Source organism: Kosakonia sp. AG348 (assembly GCF_003337365.1).
GTDB lineage: Bacteria > Pseudomonadota > Gammaproteobacteria > Enterobacterales > Enterobacteriaceae > Kosakonia.
Genome location: NZ_QPJR01000004.1, coordinates 508,191 through 526,742, shown reverse-complemented (window position 1 = coordinate 526,742; position 18,552 = coordinate 508,191). Strand labels below are relative to the sequence as shown.

The 18,552-nt window shown below is 53.3% G+C and carries 14 protein-coding genes and 1 riboswitch; of the genes, 10 read left to right on the top strand and 4 right to left on the bottom strand.

Translation table 11 applies throughout. From position 1 onward, the window contains the following. Positions 1-37: 37 nt before the first annotated feature. Positions 38-355, top strand: coding sequence for a glucose PTS transporter subunit EIIB (locus DFO56_RS12770; protein ID WP_045510762.1), 318 nt, complete (start codon positions 38-40; stop codon positions 353-355). A 223-nt stretch (positions 356-578) separates the two neighbouring features. Here DFO56_RS12770 and DFO56_RS12765 read toward each other — a convergent pair whose 3' ends face one another. Then, entirely contained in the window at positions 579-1,844 is a 1,266-nt protein-coding gene (locus DFO56_RS12765) for a maltoporin (RefSeq protein ID WP_020454344.1), read from the bottom strand. 268 nt (positions 1,845-2,112) lie between these two features. Between DFO56_RS12765 and DFO56_RS12760 the strand changes: the two genes are divergently transcribed. The 8 genes from DFO56_RS12760 (at position 2,113) to DFO56_RS12730 (ending at position 14,254) form a co-directional block, all read left to right on the top strand. Beyond that, a complete protein-coding gene (locus DFO56_RS12760; RefSeq protein WP_045510759.1) occupies positions 2,113-3,186 on the top strand; it encodes a LacI family DNA-binding transcriptional regulator in 1,074 nt (357 codons plus the stop codon). A gap of 760 nt (positions 3,187-3,946) precedes the next feature. Continuing rightward, on the top strand, positions 3,947-8,683 hold the full coding sequence (locus DFO56_RS12755) for an autotransporter outer membrane beta-barrel domain-containing protein (RefSeq protein ID WP_045510758.1): 4,737 nt from the start codon (positions 3,947-3,949) through the stop codon (positions 8,681-8,683). Between the two features lie 143 nt (positions 8,684-8,826). Then, a complete protein-coding gene (locus tag DFO56_RS24965) occupies positions 8,827-9,351 on the top strand; it encodes an AbiJ-NTD4 domain-containing protein (RefSeq protein ID WP_233500400.1) in 525 nt (174 codons plus the stop codon). Continuing rightward, positions 9,341-9,658, top strand: a complete 318-nt coding sequence (locus tag DFO56_RS24960; RefSeq protein WP_233500399.1) for a hypothetical protein — start codon at positions 9,341-9,343, stop codon at positions 9,656-9,658. The genes DFO56_RS24965 and DFO56_RS24960 overlap by 11 nt, the downstream gene beginning before the upstream one ends. A gap of 294 nt (positions 9,659-9,952) precedes the next feature. Then, positions 9,953-10,049, top strand: a riboswitch (TPP riboswitch). A 34-nt stretch (positions 10,050-10,083) separates the two neighbouring features. Continuing rightward, positions 10,084-10,866 (top strand): hydroxyethylthiazole kinase, encoded by a 783-nt coding sequence (gene thiM, locus DFO56_RS12745; protein ID WP_045510757.1) that lies wholly within the window; start codon positions 10,084-10,086, stop codon positions 10,864-10,866. Continuing rightward, on the top strand, positions 10,863-11,663 hold the full coding sequence (thiD, locus tag DFO56_RS12740) for a bifunctional hydroxymethylpyrimidine kinase/phosphomethylpyrimidine kinase (RefSeq protein ID WP_045510755.1): 801 nt from the start codon (positions 10,863-10,865) through the stop codon (positions 11,661-11,663). Before thiM ends, thiD begins: the two co-directional genes overlap by 4 nt. Positions 11,664-11,813: 150 nt before the next feature. Further along, positions 11,814-12,866: a class I fructose-bisphosphate aldolase gene (gene fbaB, locus DFO56_RS12735; RefSeq protein WP_020454334.1), complete on the top strand. Its 1,053-nt coding sequence runs from the start codon at positions 11,814-11,816 to the stop codon at positions 12,864-12,866. Between the two features lie 239 nt (positions 12,867-13,105). After that, positions 13,106-14,254 carry a mandelate racemase family protein gene (locus DFO56_RS12730; RefSeq protein WP_045510753.1) on the top strand — a complete coding sequence of 383 codons (1,149 nt, stop codon included), beginning with the start codon at positions 13,106-13,108 and terminating at the stop codon, positions 14,252-14,254. Positions 14,255-14,461: 207 nt separating this feature from the next. On the opposite strand, the gene yegS is transcribed toward DFO56_RS12730, so the two are convergent. From yegS to DFO56_RS12715, 3 genes are all read right to left on the bottom strand, one after another. Continuing rightward, positions 14,462-15,361 carry a lipid kinase YegS gene (gene yegS, locus DFO56_RS12725; protein ID WP_045510750.1) on the bottom strand — a complete coding sequence of 300 codons (900 nt, stop codon included), beginning with the start codon at positions 15,359-15,361 and terminating at the stop codon, positions 14,462-14,464. Between the two features lie 250 nt (positions 15,362-15,611). Next, on the bottom strand, positions 15,612-16,973 hold the full coding sequence (gene yegQ / locus DFO56_RS12720) for a tRNA 5-hydroxyuridine modification protein YegQ (RefSeq protein ID WP_045510747.1): 1,362 nt from the start codon (positions 16,971-16,973) through the stop codon (positions 15,612-15,614). Positions 16,974-17,090: 117 nt separating this feature from the next. Next, a complete protein-coding gene (locus DFO56_RS12715) occupies positions 17,091-17,822 on the bottom strand; it encodes a tetratricopeptide repeat protein (protein ID WP_045510746.1) in 732 nt (243 codons plus the stop codon). A 233-nt stretch (positions 17,823-18,055) separates the two neighbouring features. On the opposite strand from DFO56_RS12715, the gene DFO56_RS12710 reads away from it, so the two are divergent. Beyond that, positions 18,056-18,520, top strand: a complete 465-nt coding sequence (locus DFO56_RS12710) for a helix-turn-helix domain-containing protein (RefSeq protein WP_020454329.1) — start codon at positions 18,056-18,058, stop codon at positions 18,518-18,520. Positions 18,521-18,552: the final 32 nt, after the last annotated feature.

The following is an 18,552-nucleotide window of genomic DNA, read 5'->3' as shown; positions in this document are numbered from 1 at the left end:
AGGCGTTTTTTTATCTGCTGATTATCAGGAGACTATTATGGTGAGCCTTAAATCCTTCCTGCACTACTTCTCTGAAGCGAAAAATGCGGCAACAACGCCGATTAGTGAGGGGGAATTGCAGAAAATCCAGAGGCTGGCGCAAGCCTTTGGTGGCGCGCGGAATATTGCGCATGTGGATGCCTGCTTAACCCGTTTGCGCGTCACGGTAAACGATCTGGCTATTGTCGATTCTCAGGCGCTACAAAATGAAGGGGCGCTGGGGGTGATTATTCTTGGGCAAGAAGTTCATGCTATTTTTGGCAAACAGTCTGACGCGCTACGTAAATTGCTTGATGAACATTTCTCCTCTCGCTAATAGATAAAAAAAGGGATACCTGGACGGGTATCCCAAAATAAAACAGTGGCAACTTTGCTCAGTTTGCGGAGATAAAATAAATAATGATGTTACTCGTTAATACAGACAACATGGTGCGTTATCCTACTGCGGCATAATAGTTTCCCGGTATTGGCTTATTAAAATAAATCGCCAGAGCAAACAAGTTTAACCAACAAAGCGATAACGTGCAGGGTGAAGCGTATTACCACCAGGCTTCAACCTGAACACCGAAGTTCCAGGTATTATTTTTCGTTCCGTCTTCAAATGATTTCCCGTCTTCCGAATCATTTAAATAGGAAGCGAAAAGGCGTAACTCAGGACGTGACATAAATTCCGGACCATCCGCCAGACCGACAGCAAAAGTATATTTTTCGCCGCTCTGTTTGTAGTGAGTACCGTTTTTATAATCATCTTTCTGGTAGAAGCCGCCGACTTCACCAATCAGGCGTACATAATTGGTGAGCTGATACTGGGCGCGGCCAACCAGCGAAACCAGACGTGTTTTGTCGGTGTATTCGGTGATGTCATTGGCCGAGCCGTATGTCAGCACGTGGTTCAGCGAGAACTTATCGGTAATCGGAATCAGGCCGGTGTTAATCACGCGATAGCCGCTGGCGTCATTAACGTAATGCCACATGTCGTACCAGCCGCCGCCCTGCGACACCATGTTCTGCGCCAGCCCTTTGTTAGCGTATTGCAGCACCAGCTTGTTGTAACCGCCAAACATATCCTGGCTGATTTCACCGGTTACCATCACGCCATCATCGGCTTCATACAGGCCGCCATATTGTTTCTGTTTTTTGGTCGGGTTTGGCATGGCGTAATCAACGCCGAACTCGGTCCATGCGCCTGACCACGGTTTCCAGCCCGCGTAACGCAGGTCGATGTAGTTGATGTTGACGTCGTTATCGTTATCCACGCGGTAATCGACATCGTTGGCGTCGCCACGGATCCACGCCACGGATACTGCGCCCGGGCCTAAGGTGTAGTTTTCAACGCCTGCGCCGGAACCGGAAATGTTCCAGTATTTGGTATCGATAATGTGCAGATCGTGGCGCTGGTAGTAACGTTTACCACCCCAGATCACCGCGTTGGGATCGTTAGGGATAAGCCCTTTGATTTGCAGGTTTAACTGGCGCAAACCGAATTGGGCATCATCGCCAATGGTGGTTTCGTTATCGTTGGAGCCGTCGGAAACCATGCTCACCATGGTGTCGAGGTAAAAGCTCACTTCGTCTTTTTTATACACTTCCGAGCCCAGTTCCACTTCCCCGTAAGTATCGGATTCGTTACCGAGGCGGCCGAGTTTGTTTTTCTGCCACTCCACCTGTCCGCCATCGCCCGACACGCCTACGCCGCCGCGCAGGTAACCGTGAAAGTCGATAGGCACCGATGAGGCGGCCAGGATAGATGGTGAAGTCAGCGCAGCGGCTAACGCAAGTGTGAGAGTGCGTAGCGTAGTGTTCATATCATTCCTCTTATTGTTTTGTATTACGTTCACATAAACGCTGTCATAAAATGCCTAAATGTAAAAACAGGCAAACTAACGATTGCGAATGTGTGATTAAGTGCAAATAAATCAGCGTTTTTTGTTACAGGTAGCGAATTCGTTCACAATGTTCGCTATTGTGAGCGTGATACTTATTTGGCAAAAAAGAGACGAGGGAAAGTGTGGTGAGCGTTTTTTTAGATGGCCCCTGTTACAATCGGCGCATAACAACATAAGGAACCGGACCATGAAGTCTAAAAGTGCGACGTTAGAAGACGTTGCCCGCCATGCGGGTGTCTCCTATCAGACCGTGTCCAGGGTACTCAACAAATCTGCCAATGTATCCGAAGCCACGCGTCTCAAGGTTGAGAAATCCATAGAGTTATTGCGCTACGTCCCCAACAGGCTGGCTCAACAGTTGGTCGGCAAGCAGAGCCAGACCATTGGGCTGGTGACCACTTCGCTGGCGCTGCACGCGCCATCGCAGGTGGCCGCGGCGGTAAAACGCTACGCCAACCTCGATGGTTACCAGGTGCTGATCTCAATGATTGATGAGAACGTCAATCATGATATCCAGTCTGCTATCAACGAACTGAAATCACAGCTTGTCGATAAAGTGATTATCAACGTGCCGCTGGAGACCGAACAGGCGCAGCGCATCGCGTCTGACAACGATGATATCGTCTGTCTGTTTCTCGATGTTGATCCTTACAGTTCGGTGTTTAACGTTTCGTTTAATCCGGCAGACGGAACCCGTGCCAGCGTCAAACACCTGTACGATTTGGGGCACCGGGAGATTGCCTTACTGGCCGGACCGGAGAGTTCCGTCTCTGCGAAGCTGCGCCTGAAAAGCTGGATCGAAACCCTTAACGGCTATGGACTGAAACCGGTGATGGTTTTCCACGGTAACTGGGACGCGCAGAGTGGTTACGCCGGTGCGCTACAGATGCTGCGTGAAACGCCAAACTTTACCGCCGTGTTGGTAGGTAACGACCAGATGGCGCTGGGCGTATTAAGCGCGTTTCATCAGCACCAGGTGGCGATCCCCGGTGAGAAATCGGTCATCGGTTATGACGACACTTACGAAAGCTCGTTCTTTTATCCGGCGCTGACCACCGTCTCGCTGGATCTTGATTTACAGGGTAAGGAAGCGGTTCGGCGGCTGCTCGACAGCGGTCACGGTGATGCCTCTCGAAGCTCTTCGGTACTGCCGGCGCGGCTCATTGTGCGCCATTCCACGGGGGCACTGCAGGCGCAGGACACCAACCTGCAAGAGATTGCCCAGCAACTGCAAGCCATTGCGCACAAGTTATGGAAATGATCGCACTTTAATGTCGCCTGTCACCCGGCATGTGTGCCGGGTGATATCACCGTACCGGTTCACTTTACAATCCCTTATTCCGTCTTTCCGCCATGTCTATATTTTCGGGCTTGCGCTGAGGCTGCATTTATTTTCGGATTTTTAATTTTATTAATTAACAGAAAAATAACAGGCAACTTGTTAATATTTCTCAATTCATTGAATGCAATAAACGGCAAGTAAAAAATGCTCTTGCCTGGTAGCGGTTCATCAATTTGCTGTTAAGATAACACTTGCGTGAGGATTAATGTCGACGTTTTAGTGGAAGTTTTATTAAGCGTTTACTTAATTGATAAACATCTTGTGGTCTTAGCGGTAACAGTAAATTGGATATATTTAATATTTTAACTTTCGGGCGTTATTTTTCGATGTGATAGCGTTTTATTTTATCTGTTCCATTAATTTATCTTCCACGACTATCACGAATTATGCAGTTGATGTCGTGGTGCGTTCGCATTAGCTGTAGGGCACTCTGCCCGTATTTGACCGGAATAGATTACAGGAACGCTTATTTTTAAATATAAGGAAGTTCTATATGGAAAGGATGGGGAAACCTAATTCAGGTAAGTTAGTACCGCAATTCTCTGCAACCTCGCAACCCGGCATGGCGCACTACCCACTCAATAGCGTGCCGAATATGAAAACCCCACTTACGCGCCTTTCCTGCGCAGTGAGACTTACCTTTCCAATACTCCTGTTTTTTACGGGCATTCCTTATGCAATGGCCGTAAATATTACGCAAAACACCCTTTACGATAAGCCGGTTAACGATATTAATGATGGCCTTAACTTCACTTCGAATAGCGGTCTGGAAATTACCGCCGGGGCTGGCACCGTGAATGTCACAAACGGCGCAGGTCCGTATGCAGTAGAGATGGACAACGCTTATTTATGGTTACATGGCGGTTCGCTTAATGGTGCAGGCGATCTGTTTTTGAAGGGGCAGTCGCAGATTCAGTTCGGCGGAGCACAGATCGGTGGTGTCCCCGCCTTGACAAACGGATACGGCGGCACATTTACATTCGGTAATCTTGTGACAGGCGCCGGTGCTGGCACGTCAACGGCTATCAATATTTATGATGCGCAGTCGGTAATCGTGGCCAGCAGCATCAACCTGCAGTCTGAAACAAGCCAGTATGTCCAGACTGGCGGCACGACCACGGTGGCGCATGATATGTCAATTTCACCCAGTGGCGGCGCGGCGAGTGGTGGGTTGTCGGTTAGCGGTTCCGCGATCCTGAATGTGGGCGATAATCTCACCGCCGATCTCGCTGGCGGTGGCATAGGGTTACATATTGCCGATGGCGCAACCGTCAACGTTGGCGGCGATTTAACGCTTTCTAATAATCAAATACTCAATGATATCAATGCGGTTGCGGAAAACGCATTAATTCGCAATGCGGACGTGCATGTTAACGGCGATATGAACCTTAACGGTACGCATGCCGGCGACACGGCGTGGCAAATACATGGCGGTTCTTCCGGGCAACACGTGGTAATCGACGAAAATATGAATCTCAATGCCTCGGCCGCCGGTAATAACATGAAAACGGTACTCGGTCATAATGCCTGGGTGGAAGTGGGAGAAAATATTAACCTTAGCAGCGTATCTGGAGCAAATAACACCCTTTATATTGGCGATGCATTAACGGATGAGCAAAATCATATTCGGGCAAGTCGCATCATTATGAGTGGAGCTGGTAATAATAAAGTCATTTTTAATAATAATTTCTCAACGCAATCGAATGATGACGGCTATGTTTTTAATATGCAAATATTGGGTGAGGGTAGCGTTGAATATCAGTCGGGGCATACCACGCTCGGTTTAGAGTCAGATTATAGTGGTGATACAGTAATTAGCGGCGGTTTAGTCACCATTAAACATACGAAAGCGCTGGGATCAAATACTATAACAATTAATACCGACGCCAACGACCGGTCGCAAGGTCTGGAAATTGCCGGGATGGAACACTATGCCTTCACTAATAGAATGATCGGCACGGGTATGACTACCGTATCAGGGGATGTCATCATTTTTATTAATAAAAACACCTATGCCGGAATGTGGAATATCACCGGGAAAGCAGCAGCCAGTAAGGATTTATTATTTAGTAATAACGCCTTTGGCACGGGTACTATGAATGTCGATGCGAGTGGGGAATTCACTGCGCAAACAGACGCTGCTTTCGAATTTAATAATCACCTGACTGGTACGGGCGACTTTATCGCCGATAATAACCATAACTCATTTAATTTTACCGCTAATGTCGGACGTGATTTTTCCGGCGATGTCTATCTCAGGAATAATGATTTTCTGCTGGGTGGGGTCAATACCGCCGCGCTCACCCAGGCCACACTGCATGTTGAAAACGGCAACACCACCACCGTTGGCGCAGGCACCCAGTCGATTGGCGGTCTGGCTTTCAACGGCGGCACAATGGTGTTTGGTGATATCGACTCCCTGCCTTTGGTGGAGGCGGCCGGAAATGTGGATTTGTCCGGGCGGGGCACAATTCAGATCAGCAACAGCAGCAGCTTGCAAAATACGTCACAGACGCCGGATACCAGCAAACCGCTCCTGCAACAGGATGAGTCCGGTGTTGCGCTCAGGCTAGTGGAAAGCCAGCAAGCCGTGACCGGCGCCGGCGGAAATTTGCTGCTCGTCGATGAACATGGTCAGGCTGTTTCTGCGGAAATGGACCACGATGTTACGCAAAATGGCCAGACGGTGGCGAAAGGGCACTATGACTATCGTCTTACCAGCGGTAGTGGCGCGGATGGTATGTATATCAATTACGGGCTGACTGAGCTTGAACTGCTGGCGCAGGGCAATGACGCCCTGACCTTGAATGCCGAAGGCAACAGCGGTAACGCCGCCGATCTGAGCGCGAAAGTCAGCGGAAGCGGTGATTTACAAATTAATACCGACTCCGCGGTTTCATTATCCAATCGGGATAACGATTACACCGGCGTAACGCGGATGGTGGCAGGTGAGTTGCGCTTAGCAAACGATCAGACTCTGGGCAACACTTCCTTAGTCGACATGGCCTCCGCAACGGTGCTGGACATTTATGGCTACCAGCAAACTCTGGGGGCGGTGGAGAGCCAGCAGGGATCGCGAATTGATCTGGCGGGCGGCAACCTGACGGTGACCAAAGGCGGCGATATCGCTGGTGCGCTTACCGGCAGCGGCGCGTTGAATTTCACGGTTGGGCAGATGGCTATCCACGGTGACAATACCGCGCTCAGCGCCGACATCACCATAAAATCGGGGGCGTCAGTCACCCTTGATACTCCCCGGGGGCTGGGGACCGCGGGCATCGACAACCTCGGTTTTCTCAAATTTAACAGCGCCTCCGGTCTGTTTGAAAATCAGCTCACCAATAACGGCATCGTTGTGCTGAACGGCAGCGACATTCAATTTTCCGCGGACAACACCCATTTCGGCGGGACGGTTGAGATTCGCGACGGCAGCCAGCTTACGGTGAATACAGGAAATCAGCTGAGCTCCGCTTCGATAATCAATGACGGAACGCTTCGGCTGGTGACTAACGATGACTGGACAGTGCAAAACAGCGTGACCGGTACCGGCGGTCTGGAAAAAAGTGGCCCCGGTCTCATTACGCTCTCGCAGGCTGCCGCGCTCTACAGAGGCGAGACGAATATCCGGACTGGCGGTGTGAAATTTGGCTCCCCCGAGGAGCCGTTTACGCTTGAATCATCGCACGTCAATATCTATCAGGGCGCGGAGCTTATCGGCAACGGCGCGGTCGCGGGCGATGTCACGAATGCCGGCACGTTGTCGATTGGATCCGGGAAGCAGTCTGCACGCGCGGCCGGTGCTGCCGCAGTGAGCGATGTTTTAACCATTAACGGTAACCTGAGTAACAGCGGCACGGTTCAGATAGGTGCGGCCAACAGCGGTAAAGCGCCGGGTAACCAGCTGGTAGTGAAAGGAGATTACCAGGGCAGAATCGGTTTAATTAATTTCAATACCGTTCTGGCGGATGACAGCGCCGCAACGGAAACGCTGCGCGTGGAAGGGAGTACCAGCGGTACGACTATGGTCAGCGTTAACAATGTTGGCGGCACGGGCAGGCAAACGCTGAACGGGATCCGGCTCATCCAGGTTAATGGTCGCTCCGCCGGGCGATTTACCCAGCTGGGGCGAATTGTCGCAGGCGCGTATGAATACAGGCTGGTGCGCGGCAACGGACAGGATCGTGCGCACTGGTATTTAAGCAACCAGATGCAAGAAATCATACCGCCTGATCCGGAGGACCCGCCGGTCGACCCCGAAGATCCACCGTCTGAACCCGAAGATCCACCGAACGAGCCGGAGCAGCCGCCGACTGAACCCGGTCAGCCGCCGTCTGAACCCGAAGATCCACCGAGCGAGCCCGAGCAGCCACCGACTGAACCCGGTCAGCCGCCGTCTGAGTTACCCGCACCTGACCCGACGCCACCGCAATCCACTAAGCCGGTAAACCGCCCGGAAGGGGGAAGCTACACGGAAAATCTGGCGGCAGCCAACCGCATGTTTGCCATCCGTTTGCAGGATAGCGAGACCGATAACGCGCAGCAGGGCGATACCGCAGAGAGCAGCATGTGGATGCATCAGGCGGGAACACGTAACCGCTCGCGCGACGACAGCGGGCAATTGAAAACCGCGTCGACTCAGTACGTAATGATGCTCGGCGGCGACCTGGTACAGTGGCGCGACGGTCGCCAGGGGCGCGGGCGTGTGGGCGTCATGGCCGGGTACGGAAACAACCACAGTCACACGCACTCGACCATCAGCGGTTACGACGCTGACGGGCGGGTAAATGGCTACACGGCAGGCGCATACGGCGCATGGTATGCCGACGATGCGAATAAAACCGGTCTGTATGTGGGAAGTTGGGCGCAGTATAGCTGGTTCAGCAATTCCGTCAGCGGTGAGGAACTCGCTACCGAGGCGTATCACGCCAAAGGCGTCAGTGCGTCCGTTGAAACCGCCTGGAACTGGAAAGCCGCTGAGTTTTCCGGCAGCAATGGTTCGCGGACAAACTGGCACATCCAGCCGCAGGCGCAGGCTATCTGGATGGGAGTAAAAGCTGAAGATCACCGTGAAGCAAACGGCACGCGCGTCAGTGGCGAAGGGAGTAACGCCCTACAAACGCGGCTCGGGATCCGCAGTTGGTTGAACAGCTATGGCGGGCGTGATAATGGCAACGGGCGCACGTTACAGCCGTTTATCGAAGCCAACTGGATCCACAATACCCGACAGTTCGCCACACGTATGGATGGTGAAAGAATCAGCCAGGCGGGCGCGGAGAATGTCGGCGAAGTGAAAATCGGCATTACTGGCAGGTTGAACCCGCAGCTGAGTCTGTGGGGCAATGTCGGCCATCAACTCGGCAGCAAAAGCTATAGCAGTACGCAAGCGACGTTGGGTGTTCGTTATGAATTCAAATAGTTGCCCATACGCTCCTCTTGGAGTGTTTACATAGTGAGAAGATATCAGCACACCTTTCCCCTCTCTTTTGTATGTCATATCATTGATAGACTTAACTGGCGCCAAGCGCCTCATGACTAACACAGCGATAGGGTAAAGTGTTTATGGCTAAGCCGTTCTCCCAACGACATGGATATGTAAAGGTCACAGATGCTATTCAATTAGAAGGTTTAAATAATGAGACAAGAAAGGCAATTTGGAATTTTCTTTATTTAGGCTTGTTTAATAATACAAATTTGCATGAAAAGTCAGAGCAGTGCGCTAGATATCTATGGATTCATTATTTTAACAACCCAGCGGATGACATTCCTGATTATGACAGGGATTTTTCATATCAAAAGTCTCAGCTAACTACAATAAAAACGTATGTATATGAATCTGAATGGTTTGAGGTGTTCGATTTAATTGAGGTTCTATTAGAATATACTTCAGGTTTTTATAGATATAATCTTGGCGATTTTATAAATCACGCTTTCGAAAAGTATGGGGTTGGTTACAGAGCTATTGATAGAATGATTACGCCAATTTCTGATGAGGTTGAGATTGAGAGCATTGAGCAATGCTTTGTCCAACAATATCGATTCGTCCAAAAGCCATTTTTCGCGTTCGCTGGAGTTAATGGTCGATAGAGATCAACCTGACTATAGGAACTCAATTAAAGAGTCTATATCCGCAATTGAAGCATTATGCAAAAAGATTTCTGGTAATGAAAAAGGGACTTTAGGTGATTGCTTAAAGGTAATTGAAGACAGGGGGCATATTCATCCAGCAATGAAACGTGCATTTCTTCAGTTATACGGTTATACAAGTGACCAGGGCGGGATTCGTCACGCATTAGCTGATGGCAATGAGGCCCCCACTCTGGAAGAGGCGCGTTATATGCTAGTTATCTGTAGTGCATTCAGTAACTACCTTATTTCAAAGATGAGTGATTAGTTATTGGTATGCGGGGCATTTTAACAGATCTCGCATAATGCGTCTGCTGTGCCATTTTTGACTGACTCCATCAGCATACAATCTAATTAATCTACTGGATTCAAGGCGAGGTGACATTCTTCAAGGAGCCATGCTGTAAGCACACCCGCTTTAGTTTTACGTGTCTGGCGTGATAATCGCTGTGATAAAACTAGTATAAAAGTCAGGTATTATGTTTGCTCCTGTATGTCGCTTGGCAGGCTTGCAACAGCAAGCCACTTCCTCTACGCTGACTTCCTCTTCGAAGAGACTTAATTAAATGACTCGGGGTGCCCTTCTTTGTGAAGGCTGAGAAATACCCGTACCACCTGATCTGGATAATGCCAGCGTAGGGAAGTCAGATGCCTGCCCGGCATCCCTTCTTCACGCCGGGCAGGAGCGAAACCATGCAACCTGACCTGCTTGATCGTGTGCAACTCGCACATGCGTTACAGCAATTCCGCCGCCGTTCTCCCCTTGTGCACTGTATGACCAATGACGTCGTACAAACCTTTACCGCTAACGTGCTGCTGGCGCTTGGTGCATCACCCGCGATGGTGATTGATAGCGAAGAAGCGCCGCAGTTCAGCGCCATCGCCGATGCCCTGTTAATCAACGTGGGTACCTTAACGCGCGAACGCGCCACAGCGATGCGCGCGGCGGTCGAGAGCGCGAATGCCGCGCATAAACCCTGGACACTCGATCCCGTTGCCGTTGGCGCGCTCACGCTACGCACACAATTCTGCCAGCAACTGCTGGCGTTGCGCCCGGCGGCGATCCGGGGGAATGCATCGGAAATCCTCGCGCTTGCCGGTATGAGCGCCGGCGGGCGCGGCGTGGATACCACCGACACCGCCAGCGCGGCACTGCCTGCGGCGCAGGCGCTGGCGCGACAAAGCGGGGCGATTGTCGCGGTAAGCGGCGAAGTGGATTACATCACCGATGGCCCGCGTGTGTTGATGGTGACCGGCGGTGATGTGCTGATGACGCGCGTGGTGGGTACTGGCTGCGCACTCTCTGCGGTGGTGGCCGCCTGCTGCGCACTGCCGGGCGATAAGCTGGAAAATGTCGCTGCGGCCTGCGCGTTTATGGCGCAAGCCGGTAGCCTGGCCTGTGCGAAGAGCGCAGGACCGGGCAGTTTTGTTCCCGCCTTTCTGGACGCGCTGTACATGCTGGGAGGCAATGCATGAAACGCATCAACGCATTAACCATTGCTGGCACCGATCCCAGCGGTGGGGCTGGCATTCAGGCGGATCTGAAAACTTTTTCCGCGCTGGGCGCATACGGCTGTTCGGTGATCACCGCACTAGTGGCACAAAACACCCGTGGCGTGCAGTCGGTGTACCGCATTGAACCCGACTTTGTCGCCGCACAGCTTGATTCCGTGCTCAGCGACGTGCGTATTGACACCACCAAAATCGGCATGCTGGCGGAAACGGACATTGTTGAAGCGGTCGCGGAACGGCTGCGTCGCTATCAGGTACGCAATGTGGTGCTGGATACGGTGATGCTCGCCAAAAGTGGCGACCCGCTGTTATCGCCCTCAGCGGTCACTGCGCTGCGTCAGCATTTACTGCCACAGGTTTCACTTATTACGCCTAATTTGCCGGAAGCCGCCGCGCTGCTTGATGCGCCACATGCCCGCAGCGAACAGGAGATGCATGCGCAGGGAGAAGCGCTGCTGGCGCTCGGCTGTGAAGCGGTGCTGATGAAAGGCGGTCATCTGGATGACGCCGAAAGCCCTGACTGGCTGTTCACGCGCGATGGGGCGCTGCGCTTTAGCGCCCCGCGAGTGAAAACGAAAAACACCCACGGTACGGGCTGTACGCTCTCCGCCGCGCTGGCGGCGCTGCGCCCGCGCCATGACGGCTGGGCATCCACCGTGCTGGAAGCAAAACAGTGGTTAACGGCGGCGCTCGCGCAGGCAGATACGCTGGAAGTGGGGCACGGCATTGGACCGGTGCATCACTTTCACCAGTGGTGGTAAACCGCTATATGAAACGTGCCAGCAGATAATGCTGAAAAAAAGGCCAGCGGTGGAAAATCTGACGAGAGGGAACCAGGCTTATCTCTGCCTGCCGTCAGGCAGGTAAGGATAATCCAATTCGCTTTGCGCGAAGCTTACGGGAGCATAGCTATGACTGATATTGTGCAGTTACTTGGCAAAGACGCCGACAGCCTTCTGCAACACCGTTGTATGACCATCCCCGCTGACCAGCTCTATCTGCCAGGACACGATTATGTTGATCGCGTAATGGTCGATAACAACCGCCCGCCGGCGGTGCTGCGAAATATGCAGACGCTGTATAACCACGGGCGGCTGGCGGGCACGGGCTATCTGTCTATTTTGCCGGTCGACCAGGGCATTGAGCACTCGGCGGGCGCGTCGTTTGCCGCCAACCCGCTCTACTTCGATCCGAAGAACATTGTCGAGCTGGCGATTGAAGCTGGTTGTAACTGCGTGGCATCCACTTACGGCGTGCTGGCGTCGGTTTCGCGCCGTTATGCGCACCGCATTCCATTCCTGGTAAAACTGAACCACAACGAAACGCTCAGCTACCCTACCGAATATGACCAGACGTTGTACGCCAGCGTCGAGCAGGCGTTCAATATGGGCGCCGTCGCCGTCGGGGCGACGATCTATTTCGGTTCAGCGGAATCACGCCGCCAGATTGAAGAAATTTCCGCCGCCTTTGAACGCGCGCATGAGCTCGGTATGGTCACCGTATTGTGGGCGTACCTGCGTAACTCATCGTTCAAGAAAGATGGCGTTGATTACCACGTTTCCGCCGATTTAACCGGCCAGGCGAACCACATTGCCGCCACCATTGGCGCCGACATTGTGAAGCAGAAAATGGCGGAAAATAACGGCGGCTACAAAGCGGTGAATTTTGGCTATACCGACGAGCGCGTCTACAGCAAGCTGACCAGCGACAACCCGATTGACCTGGTGCGTTACCAGCTGGCGAACTGCTACATGGGCCGTGCCGGGCTGATTAACTCCGGCGGCGCGGCGGGCGGCGATACCGATCTCGGCGACGCGGTTCGTACGGCGGTTATCAATAAACGCGCGGGTGGCATGGGGCTGATCCTTGGCCGTAAAGCGTTCAAGAAAACCATGGCCGAGGGCGTGAAGCTGATTAACGCCGTGCAGGATGTCTATCTTGACGAGAAAGTGACCATCGCCTGATTACCTTTTACCCTCTCCCTGGCGGGGGAGGGTAAATAATCCATCGCCTTTATTTCATCTTACCTGCGTCTCAATCCCCTGATTGCATTCCGTCTTTTTGTGAAAAACGTCACGCCGCGTCGTGCATATGTCTAAAAAATGCCCCTCGTTTAGCGAAACTTGCCCGAAGTTACGCGCTATTTTTGTGCATAATATTTATTTATAAAACGGCTTTTCAAAAAAAATATCAGGGAACCAGAATGAAAATTGAATCAGTAAACGTCACCGTGTTTCAGCATCCCACGCGCCGCGTTTCCGACAGCGCCGGGCACTCGCATCCAGGGCCGGAAAAACAGGCCAGCATGGCGATGCTGACGATCGCCGCAGACGATGGCAGCAAAGGCTATTCCTTTGCGCCGCCGGAAGTGGTGCGCCCGTTTGTGCTCAACGCTTTTTTTCGCAAAGTGATGCTCGGGCAGGATCCGTTTAACCGCGAGCGCATCTGGCAGGATCTGGTGCACTGGCAACGCGGCAGTGCGCACCAGTTAACCGAGCGCGCACTATCATTTGTTGAACAAGCGCTGTGGGATTTGATTGGCCGCAAATTAAACATGCCGGTGTACAAGCTGCTGGGCGGTTATCGCGACAAAGTCCCGGCGTATGGCAGCACCATGTGCGGCGACGAGCTGGAAGGTGGGCTTTCGACGCCGGACGAGTACGCCGCCTTCGCCGAAAAACTGGTGGCGCGCGGCTACAAAGCCATCAAATTACACACCTGGATGCCACCGGTGAAATTCGCGCCGAACATGGACGTCAAAGCCTGCGCCGCGGTGCGTGAAGCGGTCGGCCCGGATATTGAACTGATGCTTGATGGCTACCACTGGTACAGCCGCACCGACGCGCTCTATATCGGCAAGGAGCTGGAAAAACTCAACTTCGCCTGGTTTGAAGAACCGATGGACGAAGCGAGCATGTCCTCTTACGCGTGGCTTGCGGAAAATCTGTCGATTCCGGTTATCGGGCCGGAAAGCCTGGGCGGGAAACACCATAGCCGCGCCGACTGGGTAAACGCGGGCGCCTGTGACATTCTGCGCGCCGGAGCCAACGGCGTGGGCGGCATTTCGCCAGCGCTGAAAGTGGCGAACCTGGCGGAATCGTTCGGCATGGATTGTGAAGTGCACGGCAACGGCGCGGCGAGCCTGGCGGTGATTGGTGCCATCCGCAACTGCCGCTGGTACGAGCGCGGTTTGCTGCACCCGTTCCTCGATTATGATCAACCGGCGGCGTACTTAAACAGCCTGATTGATCCGATGGATGAAGAGGGCTTTGTTCATCTGCCGCAGCGACCGGGGCTCGGCGAGGACATCAATTTCGCCTATATCGAAGCCAATACCGTCAGCCACGACTGACAGATAATAAATACCCTTGTCATTCACTCTCCGGTTCGCTGATTTCAGCGGGGGGCTTAACCCCCTCGCTGCGAGATGTTCTCAAATTAACAAACTATGGGTTGCTGAGATAACCGTCAGTCGTAATGCCGCAAAAAAGGCCTGGCGGCGCTTGCGCTCACCGGGTCTGTCAATTTGCTTGCAACACGCTCGTAAGGCTGCGGCGCATTAACGCAATAACGGGCAATCCGGTGGCAACCGGCATTGCAGCGCATTCGGCACCACTTCAATGCGAAACCGCTCGCCGCGCAGCGGTTCGCCGTCGAGATTAAACGTCATTTCATGCGGGGCATTAATTTCAAACCACGCCGATTTCCCGTCGACAATATGCGGGTTATCTTCCGGCTGTGTCAGGGTGGTGAACAGCGCGGGAAGCAGTTCATCACCGGTGAAAATCCGTAGCTGTAATAAGCCGTCATTGATCAGCGCCTGCGGGCAGAGCTGCTGTCCGCCGCCCGCCTGGCGGCCATTGCCGATGCCGATCACCAGTGCATCGCCCTGCCAGTGAAAATCCTCACCACTTATTTCGCAGCGATCCGCTTTCAGCATATCCATGCGCATCAGGCCGTGGATCAGATAGGAGACGCCGCCGAGCGCGGCTTTAAGTTTTTCCGGCGTTTCGCTGGTAATGCGGGTGCCAAAACCGCCGGTCGCCATATTGATAAAGCAGGTTTTATCGTTCACGCGGGCGATATCAATTGGCACCGCTTTGCCGACAATTGCCAGCTGTAAGGCCTTATCCAGGCCTTCCGGGATACCGGCGCTGGTGGCGAAATCATTGGCGGTGCCGAGCGGCAAAATGCCCAGCGCCGGGATGGTCTCGCTTTTGCAGTTCACCAGCGCGGTCGCCACTTCGTTGATGGTGCCATCGCCGCCACCGGCAATCACCGTGGCAACGCCAAGCTGCCGCGCCTCTTCGACATAGCGCACCGCGTCGCCTTTTTCCCAGGTGACGCGCATCTGAATATCCATGCCTTCGTCGCGCAATAGCGTTACCGCTTCGCGCAGGGCTTCGTCCCCGGCGCTTTTACCGTTGAGGATTAACAAACTTGTGGGAAATGCGCTCATTCTTTTCATCCTGATTGAATTCGATGAGAAAAGTGTATCTCAGGAGAGAAAAGTGGGGAGAAAAAGCAGAGAAAGGATGAAAAAAAATCAGCCTGCGTAAGGGAGATTACGCAGGCTAAGGAGGTGGTTCCTGGTACAGCTAGCATTTATGGGTTATGTTTTTCAGCGAGAAGGATAATACCCGTATTAAACGGGGCGGTATGTGATCCGATTCTAAGATTTTTCGCGCCGAAAAAATAACCCTGCTCAATCACTTCGCGTGAGGATTGCGGGTTGACTGCCCGGTGAAATTGCGCATTAACAGCGCATATTCCAGCGCCATATCCTGCGGAACCGGCAGCCAGACCGTATAACCGTCTCCCGGCGCGACCGGCATGGCTTCGCCTTTGGCGTTTTCCATGTGCTCCAGCTTAAAGTTGACGTTGCCCTGCGGCGTCATCAACTCCAGGCTGTCACCAACGGAGAACTTATTTTTCACCGCTACAGCCGCAAGGTCGCCTTTGCGCTCACCGGTGAATTCACCGACAAACTGCTGGCGTTCGGACACGGAATAACCGTATTCATAGTTCTGGTAGTCGTCATGGGTGTGACGGCGCAGGAAACCTTCGGTGTAACCCCGGTGCGCCAGGCCTTCCAGCGTCTCCAGCAGCGAAGTATCGAACGGCTTGCCCGCCGCGGCGTCGTCAATCGCTTTGCGATAAACCTGCGCAGTACGCGCGCAGTAGTAGAAGGATTTAGTGCGGCCTTCAATCTTCAGCGAGTGCACCCCCATCTGCGTTAACCGCTCAACATGCGCAATCGCCCGCAGATCTTTCGAGTTCATGATGTAAGTGCCGTGCTCGTCTTCAAAGGCGGTCATGTACTCGCCCGGACGCTGGGCTTCTTCAATCATGAACACTTTATCGGTCGGCGCGCCGACGCCGAGTGTCGGTTCAATGTTCTGCACCGGGATCGGTTCATGCACGTGTACGATATTGCCGATGGCATCTTCTTTGCCTTCCTGCACCTTGTATTCCCAGCGACAGGCATTGGTACAGGTGCCCTGGTTCGGATCGCGTTTATTGATATAACCCGAGAGCAGGCAGCGGCCGGAATAAGCCATGCACAGCGCGCCGTGCACGAAGATTTCGATCTCCATCTCCGGCACCTGGGCGCGGATTTCGGCAATCTCTTCCAGCGACAGTTCGCGGGAGAGGATCACGCGGCTCAGCCCCATTTGCTGCCAGAACTTCACGGTCGCCCAGTTAACGGCGTTGGCCTGTACCGACAGATGAATCGGCATCTGCGGGAAGTTTTCCCGCACCAGCATGATTAAACCGGGATCGGACATAATCAGCGCGTCCGGCCCCATATCCACCACCGGTTTCAGATCGCGAATAAACGTTTTCAGCTTGGCGTTGTGCGGGGCAATATTCACCACCACGTAAAACTGCTTACCCAGCGCGTGGGCTTCATTAATGCCGATTTGCAGGTTTTCGTGGTTGAATTCGTTATTGCGTACGCGCAGCGAGTAACGCGGTTGGCCCGCGTAAACCGCGTCTGCGCCGTAGGCGAAAGCGTAACGCATATTTTTCAGCGTTCCCGCCGGGGAAAGGAGTTCCGGTTTAAACATGATGTTCTCGTTCTGATGACAGGTCAGATAGCCTCACCGAAGTGAGGCCGCAGGGGAGTTCCCCTAAATTTAGGGCGGGAATTGTAGCGCCGCGGGGAAGGGGAGTAAACCCGCGCGTTAGTTCACACGCAGGTAGGTACCATCGGCGCTGACGTTATGGCCGAAACCGCAATTCGTCGCATCATCCGTTTTCATCTCCAGCGTGTTGAGATCCGCCGCCAGACTCAGCGAAATGGTGCATTGGGAAATGCCTTCATCACGCAAAATGATGTCGCCTTTGCCGTTTTTCAGCGTCACTTTTTCGCTGAAATCACCCATATTCGGCCCGGAGTACAGCCCCATGATGCCGAAATAAAGACCGGACCAGTCCGCCTGCCAGCTCTCTTTACCCTGTGGTTTAAGCGTGATGACTTCCCACTCGCTGCGTCCGGCATACTGCCAGTATTCACCTGCGGCGGAAGCAGGTTTTGGCAGCGCCTGCAGCTTGTCCTGAATACGCGAGAGGTTATATTTCGACTTTTCGTCGTCCGGCATAATGGACAGCCACGCCTGCGCTTTGCGGTACTCGCCCTGGCGGATCCAGGTAAGTGCGACGTTGTTGTAGGCGGTGGCTATCAACACATCATTCGGTTTATCTTTGCCTGATTCGCACTGCTCCAGCCATGCCGCCTGTTCTTCGAAAGCCTCGCGCGCTTTGGGGTAATCTTTCGCTTTGTAATATTGATCGCCTTTTTTGGCGTAATCGGCGATTTTCGCGCAGTCTGCATCCATCTGTGCTTCGGTTAGCTCTGCCTGGCAGTTGAATGCGGCAAATAAGAGTGTCAGCGCACCGTAGTAGTATTTCCTCACTATCCCTTTCCTTTTATTGTTGTCAGGCCTGGCGGCTGACGAAACGATACTATGCCCCAGGCGGCAGCCATCATACAGAGGATTGCGCCGTTGTTCACTGAAGACATATTCACTGGAGTTATACTTGGCGACAGGCCGTGTCAGGCTGCTGTCGGGTCGCTGTCAGGTGCGGATCGTGTTGCTGTCTGCGGGGTTGGGTGACACTACAGGCCGGATTCATCAGGAGAAAGAGTATGAGCGATAACAAAGTAAAAGCATTACGTCTGGCTCGGGCCTGGTCACAGGAACAACTGGCAGAGATGGCGGCGCTGAGCGTCAGAACCGTGCAGAGAATCGAAAATGGCGATCAGCCTTCGCTGGAAACACTCAGCGCACTGGCGGCGGTGTTTGGCGTCAGCGTCACCGAGCTTTCCGCGCAGAGCGAGGCCGGCGAAGAGGCGCTGGATAAACGCATCACCGCGGCGCGGGAGCAGCTCGACGCCGAAAGCAGTTTCTGGCGCATGTTGATCACCGCCGTTATCGTCTGCGTGCTGCTGTTTTTCCTCAACCGCAGCACCTCGCCGGAGAGCCATTGGTCATTGTGGGTGGCGGCGATTTGGGGCGGGCTGGTGGCGGTGAAAGGATTGCGGATTTTTGTCTTCGCGAATCTGATTAGCCAGTGGCATAAGCAGCGTTTGCAGCGGTTGCTGCGTAAATAACTCGACCGGAGCGTGTCGGGCGCATGCGCCCG

What these genes read in the sequence shown, in the direction of transcription:
- DFO56_RS12760 (WP_045510759.1), top strand. Translation starts at nt 2,113, where the DNA reads ATGAAGTCTAAAAGTGCGACGTTAGAAGACGTTGCCCGCCATGCGGGT.
- DFO56_RS12710 (WP_020454329.1), top strand. Translation starts at nt 18,056, where the DNA reads ATGAGCGATAACAAAGTAAAAGCATTACGTCTGGCTCGGGCCTGGTCA.
- thiD (WP_045510755.1), top strand. Translation starts at nt 10,863, where the DNA reads ATGAAACGCATCAACGCATTAACCATTGCTGGCACCGATCCCAGCGGT.
- DFO56_RS12770 (WP_045510762.1), top strand. Translation starts at nt 38, where the DNA reads ATGGTGAGCCTTAAATCCTTCCTGCACTACTTCTCTGAAGCGAAAAAT.
- DFO56_RS24960 (WP_233500399.1), top strand. Translation starts at nt 9,341, where the DNA reads ATGGTCGATAGAGATCAACCTGACTATAGGAACTCAATTAAAGAGTCT.
- yegQ (WP_045510747.1), bottom strand. Translation starts at nt 16,973, where the DNA reads ATGTTTAAACCGGAACTCCTTTCCCCGGCGGGAACGCTGAAAAATATG.
- DFO56_RS12730 (WP_045510753.1), top strand. Translation starts at nt 13,106, where the DNA reads ATGAAAATTGAATCAGTAAACGTCACCGTGTTTCAGCATCCCACGCGC.
- yegS (WP_045510750.1), bottom strand. Translation starts at nt 15,361, where the DNA reads ATGAGCGCATTTCCCACAAGTTTGTTAATCCTCAACGGTAAAAGCGCC.
- fbaB (WP_020454334.1), top strand. Translation starts at nt 11,814, where the DNA reads ATGACTGATATTGTGCAGTTACTTGGCAAAGACGCCGACAGCCTTCTG.
- DFO56_RS12765 (WP_020454344.1), bottom strand. Translation starts at nt 1,844, where the DNA reads ATGAACACTACGCTACGCACTCTCACACTTGCGTTAGCCGCTGCGCTG.
- thiM (WP_045510757.1), top strand. Translation starts at nt 10,084, where the DNA reads ATGCAACCTGACCTGCTTGATCGTGTGCAACTCGCACATGCGTTACAG.
- DFO56_RS12755 (WP_045510758.1), top strand. Translation starts at nt 3,947, where the DNA reads ATGGCCGTAAATATTACGCAAAACACCCTTTACGATAAGCCGGTTAAC.
- DFO56_RS24965 (WP_233500400.1), top strand. Translation starts at nt 8,827, where the DNA reads ATGGCTAAGCCGTTCTCCCAACGACATGGATATGTAAAGGTCACAGAT.